We start from the raw sequence: 15,427 nt of genomic DNA, 5'->3' as shown, positions 1-15,427 counted from the left end.
GGATGGGCGACCGCTATCGCGAGCAGGCTCACTCCTACAGGGGGTTGTGGTGTGTCAGCTAAGTTCGCCGCAGAGGTCGAGTTCTACAAGGCGCCGCACTTCAGCGGTGTCGAGCCCGGCACCCAGTAAGCCATGCAACTTGCCGAACGCCGCTTCACGGGTCATGCCGCCACCTGAAAGCACACCCACACCACGCAACCGACTGCCAGCCTCGTAAACATCCAGCTCGACGCCACCTTCATGGCATTGGGTGACGGCTACAACCACAACACCCTTGTCCCGCGCCTGTTCCAGGCTGGCGAGGAACTCTGGATTGTCGCTCGGCCCGGTGCCGCTGCCGTAGCACTCCAGCACCAGACCTTGAATGCCGCTGTCGAGCAGGCCGTCCAAAATGTCGGCGCTGATGCCAGGAAACAGCGGCAGCACCGCAACCTTCGCCAGTTGCTTCGGTTGGTTGTAATTCAACGCTGCCGGCAGCGAAGCGGCTTTCACACCGCCACCCTGACGCTCGAGCCGCTTGAACGGATGACGCCCGAAACTGCGTACCTTCGCGCAACGCGTCGGGTCCAGCAGTTCGCCGTGGAAGTACAGATGAACGCCCGGTGCCAGGCCATGGCCGAGGGCAACCAGCGCACCGCTGAGGTTTTCCCAGGCATCGCTGTCCGTCACGCCGGCCGGCAGCATCGAGCCGGTAAAACACACGCGGGCGTGCAGGCCGAGTAACTGAAAACTCATGGCCGCTGCGCTGTAGGCCAGGGTATCCGTGCCGTGCAGGATCAGCACGCTGTCGCAGCCCTGCACATCTACAGCGTCGACCACGGCTTCGCGCAGTTGCTGCCAATACGCCGGGGACATGTTGGCGCTGTCGATCAGTGGCGACATCTCGCGAAAACGCCACTGCGGCACCACCAGCTCAGGCTGGCTGTGCAGGTATTCACGCATCCGCGCTTCGAAGCCGGACGCCGGGGCCAGGCCGTGGGCGCTGGCTTGCATGCCGATGGTGCCACCGGTGTAGAGCACCATCACGTGTTGGGCGGCAGGAAAGGAATTGGGAACCATGGGGAAGTCTCCGCAAGAGATGACATGTGGGAGCGAGACCGGCTTGCCGGCGATAGCGGTATGTTAGACACTAATGTGTCACTGACAGTCCGTCATCGCCAGCAGGCTGGCTCCCACAGGTTGTGTACCCGTCGTTTACCGGTCAGCGTTGCGCTGCGGGTACGCCTTGCGGCTCAGTTGTTGCTGTCGGGGCAGGTGCTGGCGGGTTGGCTGGCCAGGCCTTCAGGTCGAGGTCCAGGTCGGCGAATTTGCTCGAATCAAACACCGGCGTCTTGATTCCGGCCGCACGCTGGTCATCGTAGTCACGCAGGATGCGCATGCCGACCTTGAACAACAGGAACAGCGCGATCAGGTTCACGAACGCGAGCATCGTCATGGTGATGTCGGCGAAGGCGAACACAGTGCCCAGGTTTTCGATGGCGCCCCAGAAGATCAACACCAGCACCAGCGCACGATAACCCATCAGCGCCTTGCGGTTTTCACCGATCAAAAAGCGCAGGTTGCTCTCGCCCAGGTAGTAGTTGTAGAGAATCGAGGTGAACACGAACAACGACAGGGCCACGGAGATGAATATCCGGCCCCAGTCACCGACCACGGCGGCCAGCGAGTTCTGGGTCAAGGCAATGCCATCGCCTTCGAAGCCGGGGGTGTAGAAACCCGAGAGCAGGATCAGCAGCGCGGTACAGGTGCAGATCACGAAAGTGTCGAGGAACACGCTGAACGCCTGAACCACGCCTTGTGCCACCGGGTGCTCGACCGAAGCCACGGCGGCCACGTTTGGCGCGCTGCCCAGGCCCGCTTCGTTGGCGAACACGCCGCGTTTCACGCCCATGACAATGGCGCTGCCGATCAGGCCGCCAAATGCCTGGTCGAGACCGAAAGCGCTTTTGACGATGGTCATCAACATGCCGGGTACTTGATCGAATTGCAGCACGATCACATAGATGGTCACGCCGATGTACACCAGAGTTTTCACTGGCACCAGCAGGTCGGCGACTTTGGCAATACGTTTGATCCCGCCGATGAACACCATACCCAGCAACACCGCCAGTGCGATGCCGGTATAGGTGGTGTCGAAGCCGAATGCGTTGTTCAGCGAGTGCGTCACGGCATGGGCTTGCAGGCCGTTGAAGGCGAAACCGAAGGTCACCAGCAACAGGAACGCCATGACCATACCCAACCAGCGCTTCTGCAGACCGTGCTGGATGTAGTAGGACGGACCGCCACGGTAGGTGCCGTCGGAATCGGTGCGCTTGTACAGCTGACCGAGAGAGCACTCGAAGAAGCTGCTGGACATGCCGACCAGCGCGGTCACCCACATCCAGAACACTGCACCCGGGCCACCCAGGGTCACGGCGATGCCGACACCGGCGATGTTACCTGCGCCAACGCGACCGGCGAGGCTGAGCATCAGGGCCTGGAACGAACTGAGTTGCCCGGCGCTGCTTTTGAGGCTGTCGCGGAACACCGCGAACATATGGAAAAAGTGGCGCAATTGAACGAAACGCGAGCGGATCGTGAAGTAGCTTCCGAGCCCGACAATGAGCAAGATCAGTACTTTCCCTGAGAGGAAGTCGTTGATGACTTCGAGCATGGATTATTCCTCGCTGTTTTTTGTTTAGGCAAATGCGGGGCAGGTAGAAATATCGCGTTACACCGAAGTGCGCGTGGCACAACAGATGAGGCGCGTGTTCGTCCCGGTCCCATTTCGCAGGTTTGTTATTAGTTCGGGTTTCGCATGGGTTTGGGCCTCGTTACCGACGACCGCTCACGCGAAGAGGGGCGGCACTATACCGATGAGTGTGCCGTCCGTCTGCCCGATTATGGTGCAAGCGGTAAAACGAGGTGGCTTTCCTGTAGGAGCACGGCTTGCCGGCGATGGCGATAGTGAGGGCGCCATCGCCGGCAAGCCGTGCTCCTACAGAAGTGACGCATCCGCAAAAAATCAAAAAAAAGGGCCTGGGGATTAAATCCCCAAGCCCTCAAAAGGTGAGAGGTGTCTAGTCCCTCGACCTGGTGAGCGTGGCCCTTGCTCTTCGTTAAAAGAGCAAGGGCCGCTGTTGCGTTCGGTTAAGCCTTCAGAGGCACCAGACGCGGAGCAATCATGTTTTCCGGGCGCAGGATGTCGGCGAGCATGGCGTCGTCGAGCAGGCCTTCTTCGCGCACCAGTTCCAGCACGCCACGGCCGCTTTCGAGGGCGATACGGGCGATGCGGGTGGCGTTTTCATAGCCGATGTACGGGTTCAGTGCGGTGACCAGGCCGATCGAGTGTTCGACCAGTTCGCGGCAGCGCTCTTCGTTGGCAGTAATGCCGGTGATGCAGTGCTCGCGCAGCATGTCCATGGCGCGTTGCAGCAGACGGATCGAGTCGAAGATCTTGAACGCGATCAGCGGCTCCATCACGTTCAGTTGCAGCTGGCCGCCTTCGGCCGCGATGGTCAGGGCCAGGTCGTTACCGATGATCTGGAACGCAACCTGGTTTACGGCTTCCGGAATAACCGGGTTGACCTTGCCTGGCATGATCGAGCTGCCTGGCTGACGCGCCGGCAGGTTGATTTCGTTGATGCCGGTGCGTGGGCCGCTGGACAGCAGACGCAGGTCGTTGCAGATCTTCGACAGTTTGACCGCGGTACGCTTGAGCATGCCGGAGAACAATACGAAGGCGCCCATGTCGGACGTGGCTTCAATCAGGTCGGCAGCCGGAACCAGCGGTTGGCCGCTGATCAATGCCAGACGCTGAACGGCCAGGTGTTGGTAACGCGGGTCGGCGTTGATGCCGGTACCGATCGCAGTACCGCCCAGGTTCACTTCGGTCAGCAGTTCAGGTGCCAGTGTTTTCAGACGCGCCAGGTCTTCGCCCAGGGTCGTGGCGAATGCACGGAATTCCTGGCCCAGGGTCATCGGCACAGCGTCTTGCAGCTGGGTACGACCCATCTTCAGAACGTGGCTGAATTCTTCACCTTTGGCAGCAAACGACTGGATCAGGCTGTCGAGACTGGCCAGCAGTGCGTCGTGACCCAACAGCAGACCCAGGCGGATCGCGGTCGGATAGGCGTCGTTAGTCGACTGCGCCATGTTCACGTCGTTGTTCGGGTGCAGGTATTGGTATTCGCCTTTCTGGTGACCCATGGCCTCCAGCGCGATGTTGGCAATGACTTCGTTGGCATTCATGTTGGTTGAAGTGCCAGCGCCGCCTTGAATCATGTCCACCACGAATTCTTCGTGGAAATCGCCGCGGATCAGACGTGCACAAGCTTCGCTGATGGCAGCGTGCTTGGCTTCGCTCAGGTGACCCAGTTCGCGGTTGGCGTCAGCGGCGGCCTGTTTGACCATCGCCAAACCGACAACCAGCTTAGGGTAATGCGAAATCGGAACGCCCGAGAGGCGGAAGTTGTTCACCGCTCGCAGGGTCTGGATGCCGTAATACGCTTGTGCAGGTACTTCGAGTACGCCAAGCAGGTCTTTTTCTGTGCGGAAAGATGCAGCGGAGGACATGATAGAAATCATCTCGATATGGACCCGGTCTGTGCCGGAACACTGCAAATGCTAGGCTTGTGGAGAAATTTCGGCCAATGCTGTTAAACACTGGCCTATGCACATTCGGCATAATGTCGGTGTGACGCCGTGTGTGCGGCGAGCGTGTGACCTAAATTGGTGCGTGTCCGGGAGGACGTGATGAATCTGGAAAGTAAATGGCTTGAGGACTTCAGCGCCCTGGCCGCCACCCGCAGCTTCTCCCAGGCTGCGGAACGACGCTTCGTGACACAACCGGCCTTCAGCCGGCGGATCCGCAGCCTTGAAGCCGCGCTGGGGCTGCAACTGGTCAATCGCTCGCGCACGCCCGTCGAGCTGACGGCGGCGGGGCAATTGTTTCTGGTGACGGCGCGGACGGTGGTCGAACAGTTGGGTGAAGTGCTGCGTCATCTTCATCACCTGGAAGGCGGGCAGGGCGAAGTGATGCAAGTCGCTGCCGCTCACTCATTGGCGCTGGGTTTCTTTCCCCGCTGGATCGCGCAGTTGCGCAATGAAGGCCTGAATATCGCGACGCGTTTGGTGGCAACCAACGTCGGTGACGCGGTGCATGCCTTGCGCGAGGGCGGTTGCGATTTGATGTTGGCGTTTTACGATCCCGATGCAGCGTTGCAGATGGACCCGGAAATCTTTCCGTCTCTGCACCTTGGCCACACTGAGATGCTGCCGGTTTGCGCGGCTGATGCCGAGGGTAAGCCGCTGTTTGATCTGGAAGGCGAAGCCAGCGTGCCTTTGCTCGCCTACAGCGCCGGCGCGTTTCTCGGACGTTCGGTGAACATGCTGTTGCGCCAGCGTGCGCTGCGCTTTACCACCATTTACGAAACCGCCATGGCCGACAGCCTGAAAAGCATGGCACTGGAAGGGTTGGGCATTGCCTGGGTGCCGCAACTGAGCGTGCGTGCCGAACTGGCTCGCGGTGAACTGGTGGTCTGCGGCGGTCCGCAATGGCATGTGCCGCTGGAGATTCGTTTGTACCGTTGCGCCTTGGTGCGCAAGGCCAACGTGCGGTTGTTGTGGCGCAAGCTTGAAGGCGGTGCCGCCCAAGGGACAACCAACTAACGATGCCTTTGTAGGAGCACAGCTTGCTGGCGATTGCGTTCTGGAAGTCGCCATCGCCAGCAAGCTGTGCTCCTACAGGGGCGGGTTTTATGGCAAGTATGTCTGCTGACCTGCGAGTCAATAAAACCGGGACTTTGCGCCGTATGACAGATGGTCGCTACGGGGGCTGTTTATCTGTGTCATTACGGTATACTGCGCGGCCTTCGGCCGGTTCGCCCGGCCATAATTCGTACAACAAGCCACGCATTTTGCGTGGCTTGTTGTTTTTTGACGCGCCTGCGGGCGCCCAGAGAGAAGAGGCACGACGATGAGTGCACTGGTTGGCGTGATCATGGGCTCCAAGTCCGATTGGTCCACCCTTAGCCACACCGCCGATATGCTGGAAAAGCTCGGCATCCCTTACGAGGTGAAAGTGGTCTCTGCCCACCGCACCCCCGACCTGCTGTTCCAGTACGCCGAAGAGGCTGAGGCCCGTGGCATCGAGGTGATTATCGCTGGTGCCGGTGGCGCGGCCCACTTGCCTGGCATGTGTGCGGCCAAAACCCACCTGCCGGTGCTGGGCGTGCCAGTACAGTCGGCGATGCTTTCCGGCGTCGATTCGCTGCTTTCCATCGTGCAGATGCCGGCTGGCATCCCGGTTGCGACCCTGGCCATCGGCAAGGCTGGCGCGATCAACGCCGCGCTGCTGTCGGCGAGCATCCTGGGCGCCAAGCACCCGCAGTTCCACGAAGTGCTGAAAACTTTCCGTGCTGAGCAGACAGACAGCGTCCTGGACAATCCAGACCCACGCATCGCCTGAGGTTGTTGACGATGAAGATCGGTGTAATCGGTGGCGGCCAGTTGGGTCGCATGTTGGCGCTGGCGGGCACTCCGCTGGGTATGAACTTCGCTTTCCTGGACCCCGCGCCGGATGCTTGCGCAGCCGCGTTGGGCGAACACCTGCGGGCCGATTACGGCGATCAGGACCACCTGCGTCAGCTGGCCGATGAAGTTGATCTGGTGACCTTCGAGTTCGAAAGCGTCCCGGCTGAAACCGTGGCGTTTCTGTCGCAATTCGTTCCGGTTTACCCGAGCGCCGAAGCCCTGCGCATCGCTCGTGATCGCTGGTTCGAGAAGAGCATGTTCAAGGACCTGGGGATCCCGACCCCGGCATTCGCCGACATTCAGTCGCAAGCTGACTTGGACGCCGCAGTGGCGTCCATCGGTCTGCCGGCCGTATTGAAAACCCGCACCCTGGGTTACGACGGCAAGGGTCAGAAAGTCCTGCGCAAACCTGAAGATGTGGTCGGCACCTTCGCCGAACTGGGTAGTGTTGCTTGCCTGCTGGAAGGCTTCGTGCCGTTCACTGGCGAAGTGTCGCTGATCGCCGTGCGCGCTCGTGATGGTGAAACCAAGTTCTACCCGCTGGTTCACAACACCCATGACAGCGGCATCCTCAAGTTGTCCGTGGCCAGCACCGAGCACCCGCTGCAAGCCTTGGCTGAAGACTATTCCAGTCGCGTGCTCAAGCAGCTGAATTATGTCGGCGTCATGGCGTTCGAATTCTTTGAAGTCGACGGTGGCCTCAAGGCCAATGAAATCGCCCCGCGCGTGCACAACTCCGGTCACTGGACCACCGAAGGCGCCGAGTGCAGCCAGTTCGAAAACCATCTGCGGGCCGTTGCCGGTTTGCCGCTGGGGTCGACGGCCAAGGTCGGCGAAAGCGCGATGCTCAACTTCATCGGCGTTGTACCGCCAGTTGAGAAGGTGATCGCGATTGCCGATTGCCATCTGCACCACTACGGCAAGGCGTTCAAGGCCGGTCGCAAGGTCGGTCACGCCAACCTGCGCTGCGCCGACAAGGCCACACTAGAGCAGCAGATCCTCAAGGTCGAAGCGCTCATCGCCGAATAGTTTCATGTGGCAGCGGCGGAACCATTCAGGTGCCGCCGTTCTCTCATGGCAGGATGCAGAAGTCTGACTAGGCTTTGGGCATTGCCATTCAATCAGAGGGAAATGCCATGGGAATTATTGGAACCATCTTTATCGGCTTGATCGTCGGCCTGCTGGCTCGGTTCCTGAAACCGGGGGATGACAGCATGGGCTGGATCATGACCATCCTGCTCGGTATCGGCGGTTCGCTGGCGGCCACTTACGGCGGCCAGGCTCTGGGCATTTACCAGGCCGGCCAAGGCGCAGGTTTCATCGGTGCGCTGGTCGGTGCCGTGGTATTGCTGGTGATCTACGGTCTGATCAAAAAGAACTGATCCAAAGCGACAAAGCCCCCTCTGCGCCGCACGCAGAGAGGGCTAGAATGCTCGGCGATTTATCGCCCTTCCTTATCCGAGCACCTCAATGCGCCGTCTTCTGTTGACTATCCTTTTACTGGGCAGTGGTTTGGCCCATGCCGGCGAACTGCCGGAAACCGACTGGCTCGAACTGATGCCCAAGTCGGACCAAAAAGCCCTCGAAGCGATGCCCGAAATCGACCACAACACGCCCGAAGGCGATGGCACCTTTACCGCAAAGGGTGGCATGAAGCAGAGCAAGGGCTTGCCGGCGGTGATGTACTCGACCAAAACTGTGCCGTCGATGAACGACAAGAACATCCGCATCGGTGGTTACCCGGTGCCGCTGGAGTCCGACGCCAAGGGCCGCAGTACGCTGTTCTTCCTTGTGCCGTATCCCGGCGCGTGCATCCACGTGCCGCCACCGCCGCCCAATCAGTTGGTGCTGGTGCGCTATCCGAAGGGGTTGAAGCTGGATGATATCTACACGCCGCTGTGGGTGACCGGCACGCTGAAGGTCGAGACGGTCAATAACGACCTGGCCGATGCGGCGTACGCGCTGGATGCGGCGAAAGTGCGGGTGGTGCAGGAATCGGATTTATAGGTATTCAAATGTGGGAGCGAGCCTGCTCGCGAAGAGGGAGTGTCAGTCGGTTAATCCGTAAACTGATACACCGCATTCGCGAGCAGGCTCGCTCCCACCCTTGGGGTCTGGTGTGGCTTAGAGGGGATTGCTGCTAATGCTGACACCGAGGGTGTGGCTGGCCCCCGGAATCAATGTCACCACATCATCCATCACATTCGCCGTCTCAATGCACAGCATCCGCTGCCAGCCATCGTCCGCCATGTCGCTGAACGCCGCTGCACGCTCGATCCACGGGTTCCAGATCACTGCCGCGCGCGATCCACTGCTGGTCAGCTCAATGCGCCGCTCCCACGCCGGATCGACTATGCTCAGCGTCGTCGGGGTATTGAGGTAGATGCGGTCGGTCTCGCCGGTAAACTGCAGATCACCGGTCTGAGTGACGGTTTTCCACTCATCCAGCGTCTCGATGTAGCTGAAGCCATCCAGCCCTTCAACGTGCACATTGCGCACATCGCTGACCGCAAAATAGCTGTGCAGCGCCTGGCTGAGGGTGACGGTGTCTGTGCCTTGGTTATGGCTGGTCAGGCTGATATGCAGTTGCTCATCCAGACGAATGCTCAGCTTCAAATCCACCTGATGCGGCCAACCCGGAAAACCACCTACGGGGTAGGGCAGGATGAACTCCACCTTCAGGCTTTCGCCCTCGGCTTCGATGCCGCCCAGCTCCCAATCCATCGCCCGGACAAAACCGTGGGCACTTGGCGCTTCGTCGCTGACACGCATCGCCTGAACGCTCTGCGGATTGCGTGCAAGGTTGCCGAACCACGGCCAGCACACCGGCACGCCGGCACGGATGCTCTTGCCGGCCTTGAACACCGCCTCGTCGTTGAGCCAGATCAGCGGCGGTTGGCCGGCCAATTGATAACTGAGGATGTGCGCGCCTTGCTGGGCGACCAGCAATTCGGCCTGACCATGGCGGATGCGCCAGCAGTTCAGTTCATCCAGTTTCACGGCTTCAACGTTGGGCGTGTTCATGGGACAACTCTCGATCGGGAACAATGACTGCAATGGACCGTAAAACGCCCGCAGCGTTTAACGCGCGCGCGGCGGAACCGAGCGAGTACGGCCGCTGCCGTCGATGGCGACGAACACAAACACGGCTTCAGTCACTTTACGCCACTCGCTGGACAGCGGATCGTCGCTCCAGACCTCAACCATCATCTTGATTGAGCTGCGGCCGATTTCCAGCGCTTGGGTATAAAAGGAGAGCTGTGCGCCTACCGCGACAGGAACCAGGAACGCCATACGGTCGATCGCAACGGTGGCAACGCGCCCGCCAGCGACTTTGCTGGCCATGGCGGTGCCCGCCAAATCCATCTGCGCCACCAGCCAGCCGCCGAAAATATCGCCAAAGCCGTTGGTTTCGCGAGGGAGCGCGGTGATTTGCAGGGCCAGGTCGCCTTGCGGGATTGGATCTTCTTGTTCGAGCTCTATCATGCCGGGGGTGCCTCTGACCCGTGACTCTTCATTTGTACTTCAGGTGAATAGCCGCTTTCAAGAAAAACGATTCAGCCCCGAACATACTACGTTCGTCACGTTTCTCGTAAGGCGCCTAAAGGGAAACTCTGCGAAATCGACTGGTAGAGCCAGCAGCGTCTTCGCACAGCAATCCTTTCAAAGTGTTGCAAGATTGCGAGTATATCGGTCGGTAGACTCCGAGACGACCGTCCGGTTCTCATTTTGACCGTCAAAAACCGACCTCTATGTGCTTTTTCGAACAATTTGCTATCGTGCCGGACCTGCCCAAGCCTCCGTCAGCGTTATTGGGGCTGCAGAACCGACTATAAGAGAAGCCCTTGCCATGACCACAGCGCCCTCGAGCATCGCGCAGCCGAACCAACCCGCACGTCCGTTGACCCGTAACGATTACAAGACTTTATCGCTGTCTGCCTTGGGCGGTGCACTGGAGTTTTACGACTTCATCATCTTTGTGTTCTTTGCCACGGTGGTTGGCAAGCTGTTCTTCCCGGCGGATATGCCTGAGTGGCTGCGCCTGATGCAGACCTTCGGCATTTTCGCTGCTGGCTACCTGGCGCGGCCGTTGGGCGGCATCGTCATGGCGCACTTCGGTGATCTGTTGGGGCGCAAGAAAATGTTCACCCTGAGCATTTTCATGATGGCGGTGCCGACCCTGATCATGGGTTTGCTGCCGACTTACGCGCAGATCGGCATGTGGGCACCGATTCTGTTGCTGCTGATGCGGGTGATTCAGGGCGCGGCGATTGGGGGTGAAGTGCCGGGCGCGTGGGTATTCGTTTCCGAACACGTTCCGCAACGGTATATCGGCTACGCCTGCGGCACACTGACCAGCGGACTGACAGCGGGCATTCTACTGGGCTCATTGGTGGCCACGGCGATCAACAGTATTTATACCCCGGTGGAAGTGTCCGATTACGCCTGGCGGATCCCGTTCCTGCTGGGTGGTGTGTTTGGCCTGTTCTCGGTGTACCTGCGCCGCTGGCTGCACGAAACCCCGGTGTTCGCCGAGCTGCAACTGCGCAAAGCCCTGGCCGAAGAAGTGCCGCTGCGTGCTGTATTGCGTGACCATCGCGGGGCGATCCTGATTTCCATGCTGCTGACCTGGCTGCTGTCAGCCGGCATCATCGTGGTCATCCTGATGACCCCGACCGTGTTGCAGACGGTTTACCACTTCGCGCCGACCACCGCGTTGCAGGCCAATAGCGTGGCGATTGTATTCCTGAGCCTTGGGTGCGTGGCGTCCGGCGCTTTGGCTGACCGTTTTGGTGCGGGTCGAGTGTTTGTGTTTGGCAGTGCCGCGTTGCTGCTGAGTTCCTGGACGTTCTATCACAGCCTGTTCAATCACCCGGACTGGCTGTTTCCGATGTACGCCTTGACCGGTTTGCTGGTGGGCACTATCGGCGCGGTGCCGTACGTGATGGTCAAAGCCTTCCCAGCAGTGGTGCGCTTTAGCGGGCTGTCGTTCTCGTACAACCTGGCCTATGCGATTTTCGGTGGTTTGACGCCGATGGTGGTGACGCTTCTGCTGAAGGAGAGCCCGATGGGGCCTGCCTACTATGTGGCGATCATTTGCGGGGTCGGGATTGTGGTGGGTGGGTATCTCTGGAAGAAGGGGCGTTAAGCCGGCTCTTTGTATTGGCTGCACTGACGCTTTCGCCGGCAAGCCGGCTCCTACAATGGTTCTGTGCTCACCGCAGAGCCTTTGTGGGAGCGAGCCTGCTCGCGAATGGAGCGACGCGAATCATCCTGTAAAAACCCGAATACTGGCCTTTCATCCAATTGTCATATTTCAGCCATAGAGTGTTCACACGGCCTGCTGATACTTGGCCCCGACTTAACACACCCTATCTGCTAGGAGTAAGGCATGAAACTGAAGCGTTTGATGGCGGCAATGACTTTTGTCGCTGCTGGCGTTGCGACTGCCAACGCGTTCGCCGCTGTTGACCCTGCTATCCCGAGCTACACCAAGACCACTGGTGTGTCGGGCAACCTGTCCAGCGTCGGCTCCGATACTCTGGCCAACCTCATGACCCTTTGGGCTGAGAACTACAAAAAAGAATACCCGAACGTAAACATCCAGATTCAGGCCGCTGGCTCCGCCACTGCGCCACCTGCGCTGACTGAAGGCACCTCTAACCTGGGCCCGATGAGCCGCAAGATGAAGGACACCGAACTGGCTGCCTTCGAGCAGAAGTACGGCTACAAGCCAACCGCTATCCCGGTTGCCGTGGACGCCCTGGCTGTGTTCGTGCACAAAGACAACCCGATCCAGCACCTGACCATGGAACAAGTCGACGCGATCTTCTCGTCCACTCGTCTGTGCGGCGCTAAAACCGACGTTAAAACCTGGGGTGACCTGGGCGTGACCGGTGACCTGGCCAACAAGCCGGTTCAACTGTTCGGCCGTAACTCGGTATCCGGCACCTACGGCTACTTCAAAGAAGAAGCCCTGTGCAAAGGCGACTACAAGCCAAACGTCAACGAACAACCAGGTTCGGCTTCGGTCGTGCAGTCGATCAGCTCCTCGCTGAACGGCATCGGTTACTCGGGCATCGGCTACAAAACCGCTAGCGTGAAGACTGTGGCTCTGGCCAAGAAAGGCAGCACTGACTTCATCGAAGACACCGAAGAAAACGCCCTGAACGGCAAATACCCGCTGTCGCGTTTCCTCTACGTTTACGTCAACAAAGCCCCGAACAAGCCTCTGGCCCCGCTGGAAGCCGAGTTCGTGAAACTGATTCTGTCCAAACAGGGTCAGGAAGTTGTGGTGAAAGACGGTTACATCCCACTGCCGGCCAAGGTTGCTGCCAAAGCACTGGCTGACCTGGGTCTGGCGGAAGGCGGCGCTGAAGTCGCAAAAAAGTAACACCGTAGGAGCCGAGCTTGCTCGCGATGGGGGCGCCGCGTTTCACCTTTGAAACCTTGGCGCTACCATCGCGGGCAAGCCTTGCTCCTACAAGGCTCAGGGTTACCACGCAGGTGACCCGGCCTCCCCAAATTTCCGGTCTGCTGCCAGTCCCCGTTGGCGGCGGATTTGTTGCGTCACTGCATTGTCATCTTTCTGTCATACAGGATCGCTAGGGTGTGCGCATGAATGATCTGGCCAATTCCACCATGACTACGAATCCCCCCAAGCGAATTGATTTCAATACGCCTGAGCTGCAACGCAAGCGCCGCATTCGCGCGCTCAAAGATCGCCTGACTCGCTGGTACGTCCTCGTGGGCGGCCTCGCCGTTCTCGGCGCGATCACGTTGATCTTCTTCTTCCTCGCTTACGTCGTTGCGCCACTGTTCCAGGGCGCCGACCTGACCGCCAAAGACGCCATCACGCCAGCCTGGATGCAAGACGCCGGCAAGCCGTTGATGATCTCCCTCGAAGAACAGAACCAGGTCGCCATGCGGGTTTCCGACAAGGGCCAGGCGCTGTTCTTTGATATCGACAGTGGCGCTGAACTCAAGCGCGTCGACCTGCCTGTTCCGGCCGGCACTCATGTGACCTCCATCGGCGAAGACCAACCGGGTCATCCATTGGTGGCGGTCGGCTTGTCCAACGGTCAGGCCCTGGTGTTCCGTCACACGTATAAAGTCAGCTACCCGGATGGCAAGAAAACCATCTCGCCGGCCATCGAGTACCCGTACGGCGAAACCCCGATCGTGCTGAACGAGGCGGGCGGTGCGCTGGAGCATGTCAGTCTCAACGCTAACGATTCGACCCTGATGCTGGTCGGCGCCACGGGTGCGCAACTCAATGTTTTGTCGCTGACCAGCGAAGAAAACATGATGACCGGTGAAGTCACCAATGAGCAGAAGCGTATCGATCTGCCGCAGATGACCGAGCCGGTGAAGAACATCTTCGTCGACCCGCGTCAGCAGTGGCTGTACGTGATTAACGGTCGTGCCCAGGCCGATGTGTTCAGCCTGCGCGACAAGAGCCTCAACGGTCGCTACAAACTGCTCGAAGACGGTGAAGCGCAAATCACCGCCAGCACCCAGCTGGTGGGCGGTATCTCGCTGATCCTCGGCGACTCCAAAGGTGGTCTGGCCCAGTGGTTCATGGCGCGCGACCCCGATGGTGAGCAGCGTCTGAAGCAGATTCGTACCTTCCAGATGGGCACTACGCCGATTGTTGAAATCAGCGCTGAAGAACGTCGCAAAGGCTTCGTCGCCCTCGACGCCTCCGGCAAACTCGGCGTGTTCCACAGTACCGCTCACCGCACCTTGCTGGTGGATCAGGTCGTGGAAGGCCAAGGCATTTTCGGCATGTCGCCACGCGCCAACCGCATCATCGTCGAAGCGGGCGGCAAGATTCAGCCGCTGCTGCTGGACAACCCGCACCCGGAAGTGTCGTGGAGCGCGTTGTGGAGCAAGGTCTGGTACGAGAACTACGACGAGCCTAAATACGTCTGGCAATCGACCGCTGCCAACACTGACTTCGAACCGAAGATGAGCTTGTCTCCGCTGACCTTCGGCACCTTGAAGGCCGCGTTCTACGCCATGCTGTTGGCTGCACCGCTGGCCGTCGCTGCTGCGATTTACACCGCGTACTTCATGGCCCCGAGTTTGCGCCGCAAGGTCAAGCCGGTGATCGAGCTGATGGAAGCGATGCCGACGGTGATCCTCGGTTTCTTCGCCGGCCTGTTCCTTGCGCCGTATGTGGAAGGGCATTTGCCGGGCATCTTCAGCCTGCTGATGCTCCTGCCGATCGGCATTCTGGTAGCCGGTTTCGTCTTCAGTCGCCTGCCTGAGTCGATCCGCCTGAAAGTGCCGGACGGCTGGGAAAGCGCGATCCTGATTCCAGTGATTCTGTTTGTGGGCTGGCTCTCGCTGTACATGAGCCCGTACATGGAAACCTGGTTCTTCGGCGGCGACATGCGCATGTGGATCTCCCACGACCTGGGCATCACCTACGACCAGCGCAACGCACTGGTGGTTGGTTTGGCCATGGGCTTCGCGGTTATCCCGAACATCTACTCCATCGCCGAAGACGCCGTATTCAGCGTTCCGCGCGGTTTGACCCTCGGTTCCCTGGCCCTTGGCGCTACGCCGTGGCAGACCATGACGCGGGTGGTGATCCTCACCGCCAGCCCGGGCATTTTCTCGGCGCTGATGATCGGCATGGGCCGTGCAGTCGGTGAAACCATGATCGTGTTGATGGCCACCGGTAACACCCCAGTCATGGAAATGAACCTGTTCGAAGGCCTGCGCACACTGGCTGCCAACGTCGCGGTGGAAATGCCCGAGTCGGAAGTCGGCGGCAGCCACTACCGCGTGCTGTTCCTCTCGGCGCTGGTGCTGCTGCTGTTCACCTTCGTCATGAACACCCTCGCAGAACTGATTCGTCAGCGTCTGCGCAAGAAATACTCGTCGCTTTAAGAAAGGTAGAAGT

Annotated in this window: 13 protein-coding genes; 8 read left to right on the top strand and 5 right to left on the bottom strand. The window is 59.6% G+C overall.

What is annotated here, in order from left to right; genetic code table 11:
• Positions 1-54 precede the first annotated feature (54 nt).
• The 3 genes from KGB06_RS27130 to aspA all read right to left on the bottom strand — a co-directional run bounded on the left by KGB06_RS27130 (position 55) and on the right by aspA (position 4,554).
• Complete coding sequence (locus KGB06_RS27130) at positions 55-1,059, bottom strand: asparaginase (RefSeq protein WP_223521258.1); 1,005 nt, start codon at positions 1,057-1,059, stop codon at positions 55-57.
• Positions 1,060-1,201: 142 nt separating this feature from the next.
• Positions 1,202-2,653: an alanine/glycine:cation symporter family protein gene (locus tag KGB06_RS27125; RefSeq protein WP_223521256.1), complete on the bottom strand. Its 1,452-nt coding sequence runs from the start codon at positions 2,651-2,653 to the stop codon at positions 1,202-1,204.
• A gap of 476 nt (positions 2,654-3,129) precedes the next feature.
• Positions 3,130-4,554: an aspartate ammonia-lyase gene (aspA, locus tag KGB06_RS27120; RefSeq protein WP_027926288.1), complete on the bottom strand. Its 1,425-nt coding sequence runs from the start codon at positions 4,552-4,554 to the stop codon at positions 3,130-3,132.
• A 180-nt stretch (positions 4,555-4,734) separates the two neighbouring features.
• Between aspA and KGB06_RS27115 the strand changes: the two genes are divergently transcribed.
• The 5 genes from KGB06_RS27115 to KGB06_RS27095 all read left to right on the top strand — a co-directional run bounded on the left by KGB06_RS27115 (position 4,735) and on the right by KGB06_RS27095 (position 8,520).
• Entirely contained in the window at positions 4,735-5,649 is a 915-nt protein-coding gene (locus KGB06_RS27115) for a LysR substrate-binding domain-containing protein (RefSeq protein WP_223521254.1), read from the top strand.
• Positions 5,650-5,956: 307 nt separating this feature from the next.
• A complete protein-coding gene (gene purE, locus KGB06_RS27110) occupies positions 5,957-6,448 on the top strand; it encodes a 5-(carboxyamino)imidazole ribonucleotide mutase (RefSeq protein ID WP_008030713.1) in 492 nt (163 codons plus the stop codon).
• Between the two features lie 11 nt (positions 6,449-6,459).
• On the top strand, positions 6,460-7,542 hold the full coding sequence (locus tag KGB06_RS27105; protein ID WP_223521252.1) for a 5-(carboxyamino)imidazole ribonucleotide synthase: 1,083 nt from the start codon (positions 6,460-6,462) through the stop codon (positions 7,540-7,542).
• Positions 7,543-7,649: 107 nt separating this feature from the next.
• Positions 7,650-7,895, top strand: a complete 246-nt coding sequence (locus KGB06_RS27100; protein ID WP_008030708.1) for a GlsB/YeaQ/YmgE family stress response membrane protein — start codon at positions 7,650-7,652, stop codon at positions 7,893-7,895.
• An 88-nt stretch (positions 7,896-7,983) separates the two neighbouring features.
• On the top strand, positions 7,984-8,520 hold the full coding sequence (locus tag KGB06_RS27095) for a DUF3299 domain-containing protein (protein ID WP_223521250.1): 537 nt from the start codon (positions 7,984-7,986) through the stop codon (positions 8,518-8,520).
• Between the two features lie 117 nt (positions 8,521-8,637).
• Here the strand turns inward: KGB06_RS27095 and KGB06_RS27090 are convergent, their stop codons facing one another.
• A complete protein-coding gene (locus KGB06_RS27090; protein WP_223521248.1) occupies positions 8,638-9,537 on the bottom strand; it encodes a D-hexose-6-phosphate mutarotase in 900 nt (299 codons plus the stop codon).
• A 57-nt stretch (positions 9,538-9,594) separates the two neighbouring features.
• Positions 9,595-9,999, bottom strand: a complete 405-nt coding sequence (locus KGB06_RS27085; protein ID WP_007942704.1) for an acyl-CoA thioesterase — start codon at positions 9,997-9,999, stop codon at positions 9,595-9,597.
• Positions 10,000-10,363: 364 nt separating this feature from the next.
• Here KGB06_RS27085 and KGB06_RS27080 point away from each other — a divergent pair, with 364 nt between their 5' ends.
• The 3 genes from KGB06_RS27080 to KGB06_RS27070 all read left to right on the top strand — a co-directional run bounded on the left by KGB06_RS27080 (position 10,364) and on the right by KGB06_RS27070 (position 15,414).
• Positions 10,364-11,662, top strand: coding sequence for an MFS transporter (locus KGB06_RS27080; RefSeq protein ID WP_223521246.1), 1,299 nt, complete (start codon positions 10,364-10,366; stop codon positions 11,660-11,662).
• A 243-nt stretch (positions 11,663-11,905) separates the two neighbouring features.
• On the top strand, positions 11,906-12,907 hold the full coding sequence (locus KGB06_RS27075) for a phosphate ABC transporter substrate-binding protein PstS (protein ID WP_223521244.1): 1,002 nt from the start codon (positions 11,906-11,908) through the stop codon (positions 12,905-12,907).
• 224 nt (positions 12,908-13,131) lie between these two features.
• Entirely contained in the window at positions 13,132-15,414 is a 2,283-nt protein-coding gene (locus KGB06_RS27070; RefSeq protein ID WP_223521243.1) for an ABC transporter permease subunit, read from the top strand.
• Positions 15,415-15,427 lie beyond the last annotated feature (13 nt).

The organism is Pseudomonas sp. GL-B-19 (assembly GCF_019956415.1).
Lineage (GTDB): Bacteria > Pseudomonadota > Gammaproteobacteria > Pseudomonadales > Pseudomonadaceae > Aquipseudomonas.
This window is presented reverse-complemented; position numbering and strand designations above follow the sequence as displayed.

Bases quoted from the DNA above. Each gene is read 5' to 3' on its own strand.
- aspA (WP_027926288.1), bottom strand. From the start codon at position 4,554: ATGTCCTCCGCTGCATCTTTCCGCACAGAAAAAGACCTGCTTGGCGTA.
- KGB06_RS27090 (WP_223521248.1), bottom strand. From the start codon at position 9,537: ATGAACACGCCCAACGTTGAAGCCGTGAAACTGGATGAACTGAACTGC.
- KGB06_RS27105 (WP_223521252.1), top strand. From the start codon at position 6,460: ATGAAGATCGGTGTAATCGGTGGCGGCCAGTTGGGTCGCATGTTGGCG.
- KGB06_RS27130 (WP_223521258.1), bottom strand. From the start codon at position 1,059: ATGGTTCCCAATTCCTTTCCTGCCGCCCAACACGTGATGGTGCTCTAC.
- KGB06_RS27100 (WP_008030708.1), top strand. From the start codon at position 7,650: ATGGGAATTATTGGAACCATCTTTATCGGCTTGATCGTCGGCCTGCTG.
- KGB06_RS27125 (WP_223521256.1), bottom strand. From the start codon at position 2,653: ATGCTCGAAGTCATCAACGACTTCCTCTCAGGGAAAGTACTGATCTTG.
- KGB06_RS27070 (WP_223521243.1), top strand. From the start codon at position 13,132: ATGAATGATCTGGCCAATTCCACCATGACTACGAATCCCCCCAAGCGA.
- KGB06_RS27095 (WP_223521250.1), top strand. From the start codon at position 7,984: ATGCGCCGTCTTCTGTTGACTATCCTTTTACTGGGCAGTGGTTTGGCC.
- KGB06_RS27080 (WP_223521246.1), top strand. From the start codon at position 10,364: ATGACCACAGCGCCCTCGAGCATCGCGCAGCCGAACCAACCCGCACGT.
- KGB06_RS27115 (WP_223521254.1), top strand. From the start codon at position 4,735: ATGAATCTGGAAAGTAAATGGCTTGAGGACTTCAGCGCCCTGGCCGCC.
- purE (WP_008030713.1), top strand. From the start codon at position 5,957: ATGAGTGCACTGGTTGGCGTGATCATGGGCTCCAAGTCCGATTGGTCC.
- KGB06_RS27085 (WP_007942704.1), bottom strand. From the start codon at position 9,999: ATGATAGAGCTCGAACAAGAAGATCCAATCCCGCAAGGCGACCTGGCC.
- KGB06_RS27075 (WP_223521244.1), top strand. From the start codon at position 11,906: ATGAAACTGAAGCGTTTGATGGCGGCAATGACTTTTGTCGCTGCTGGC.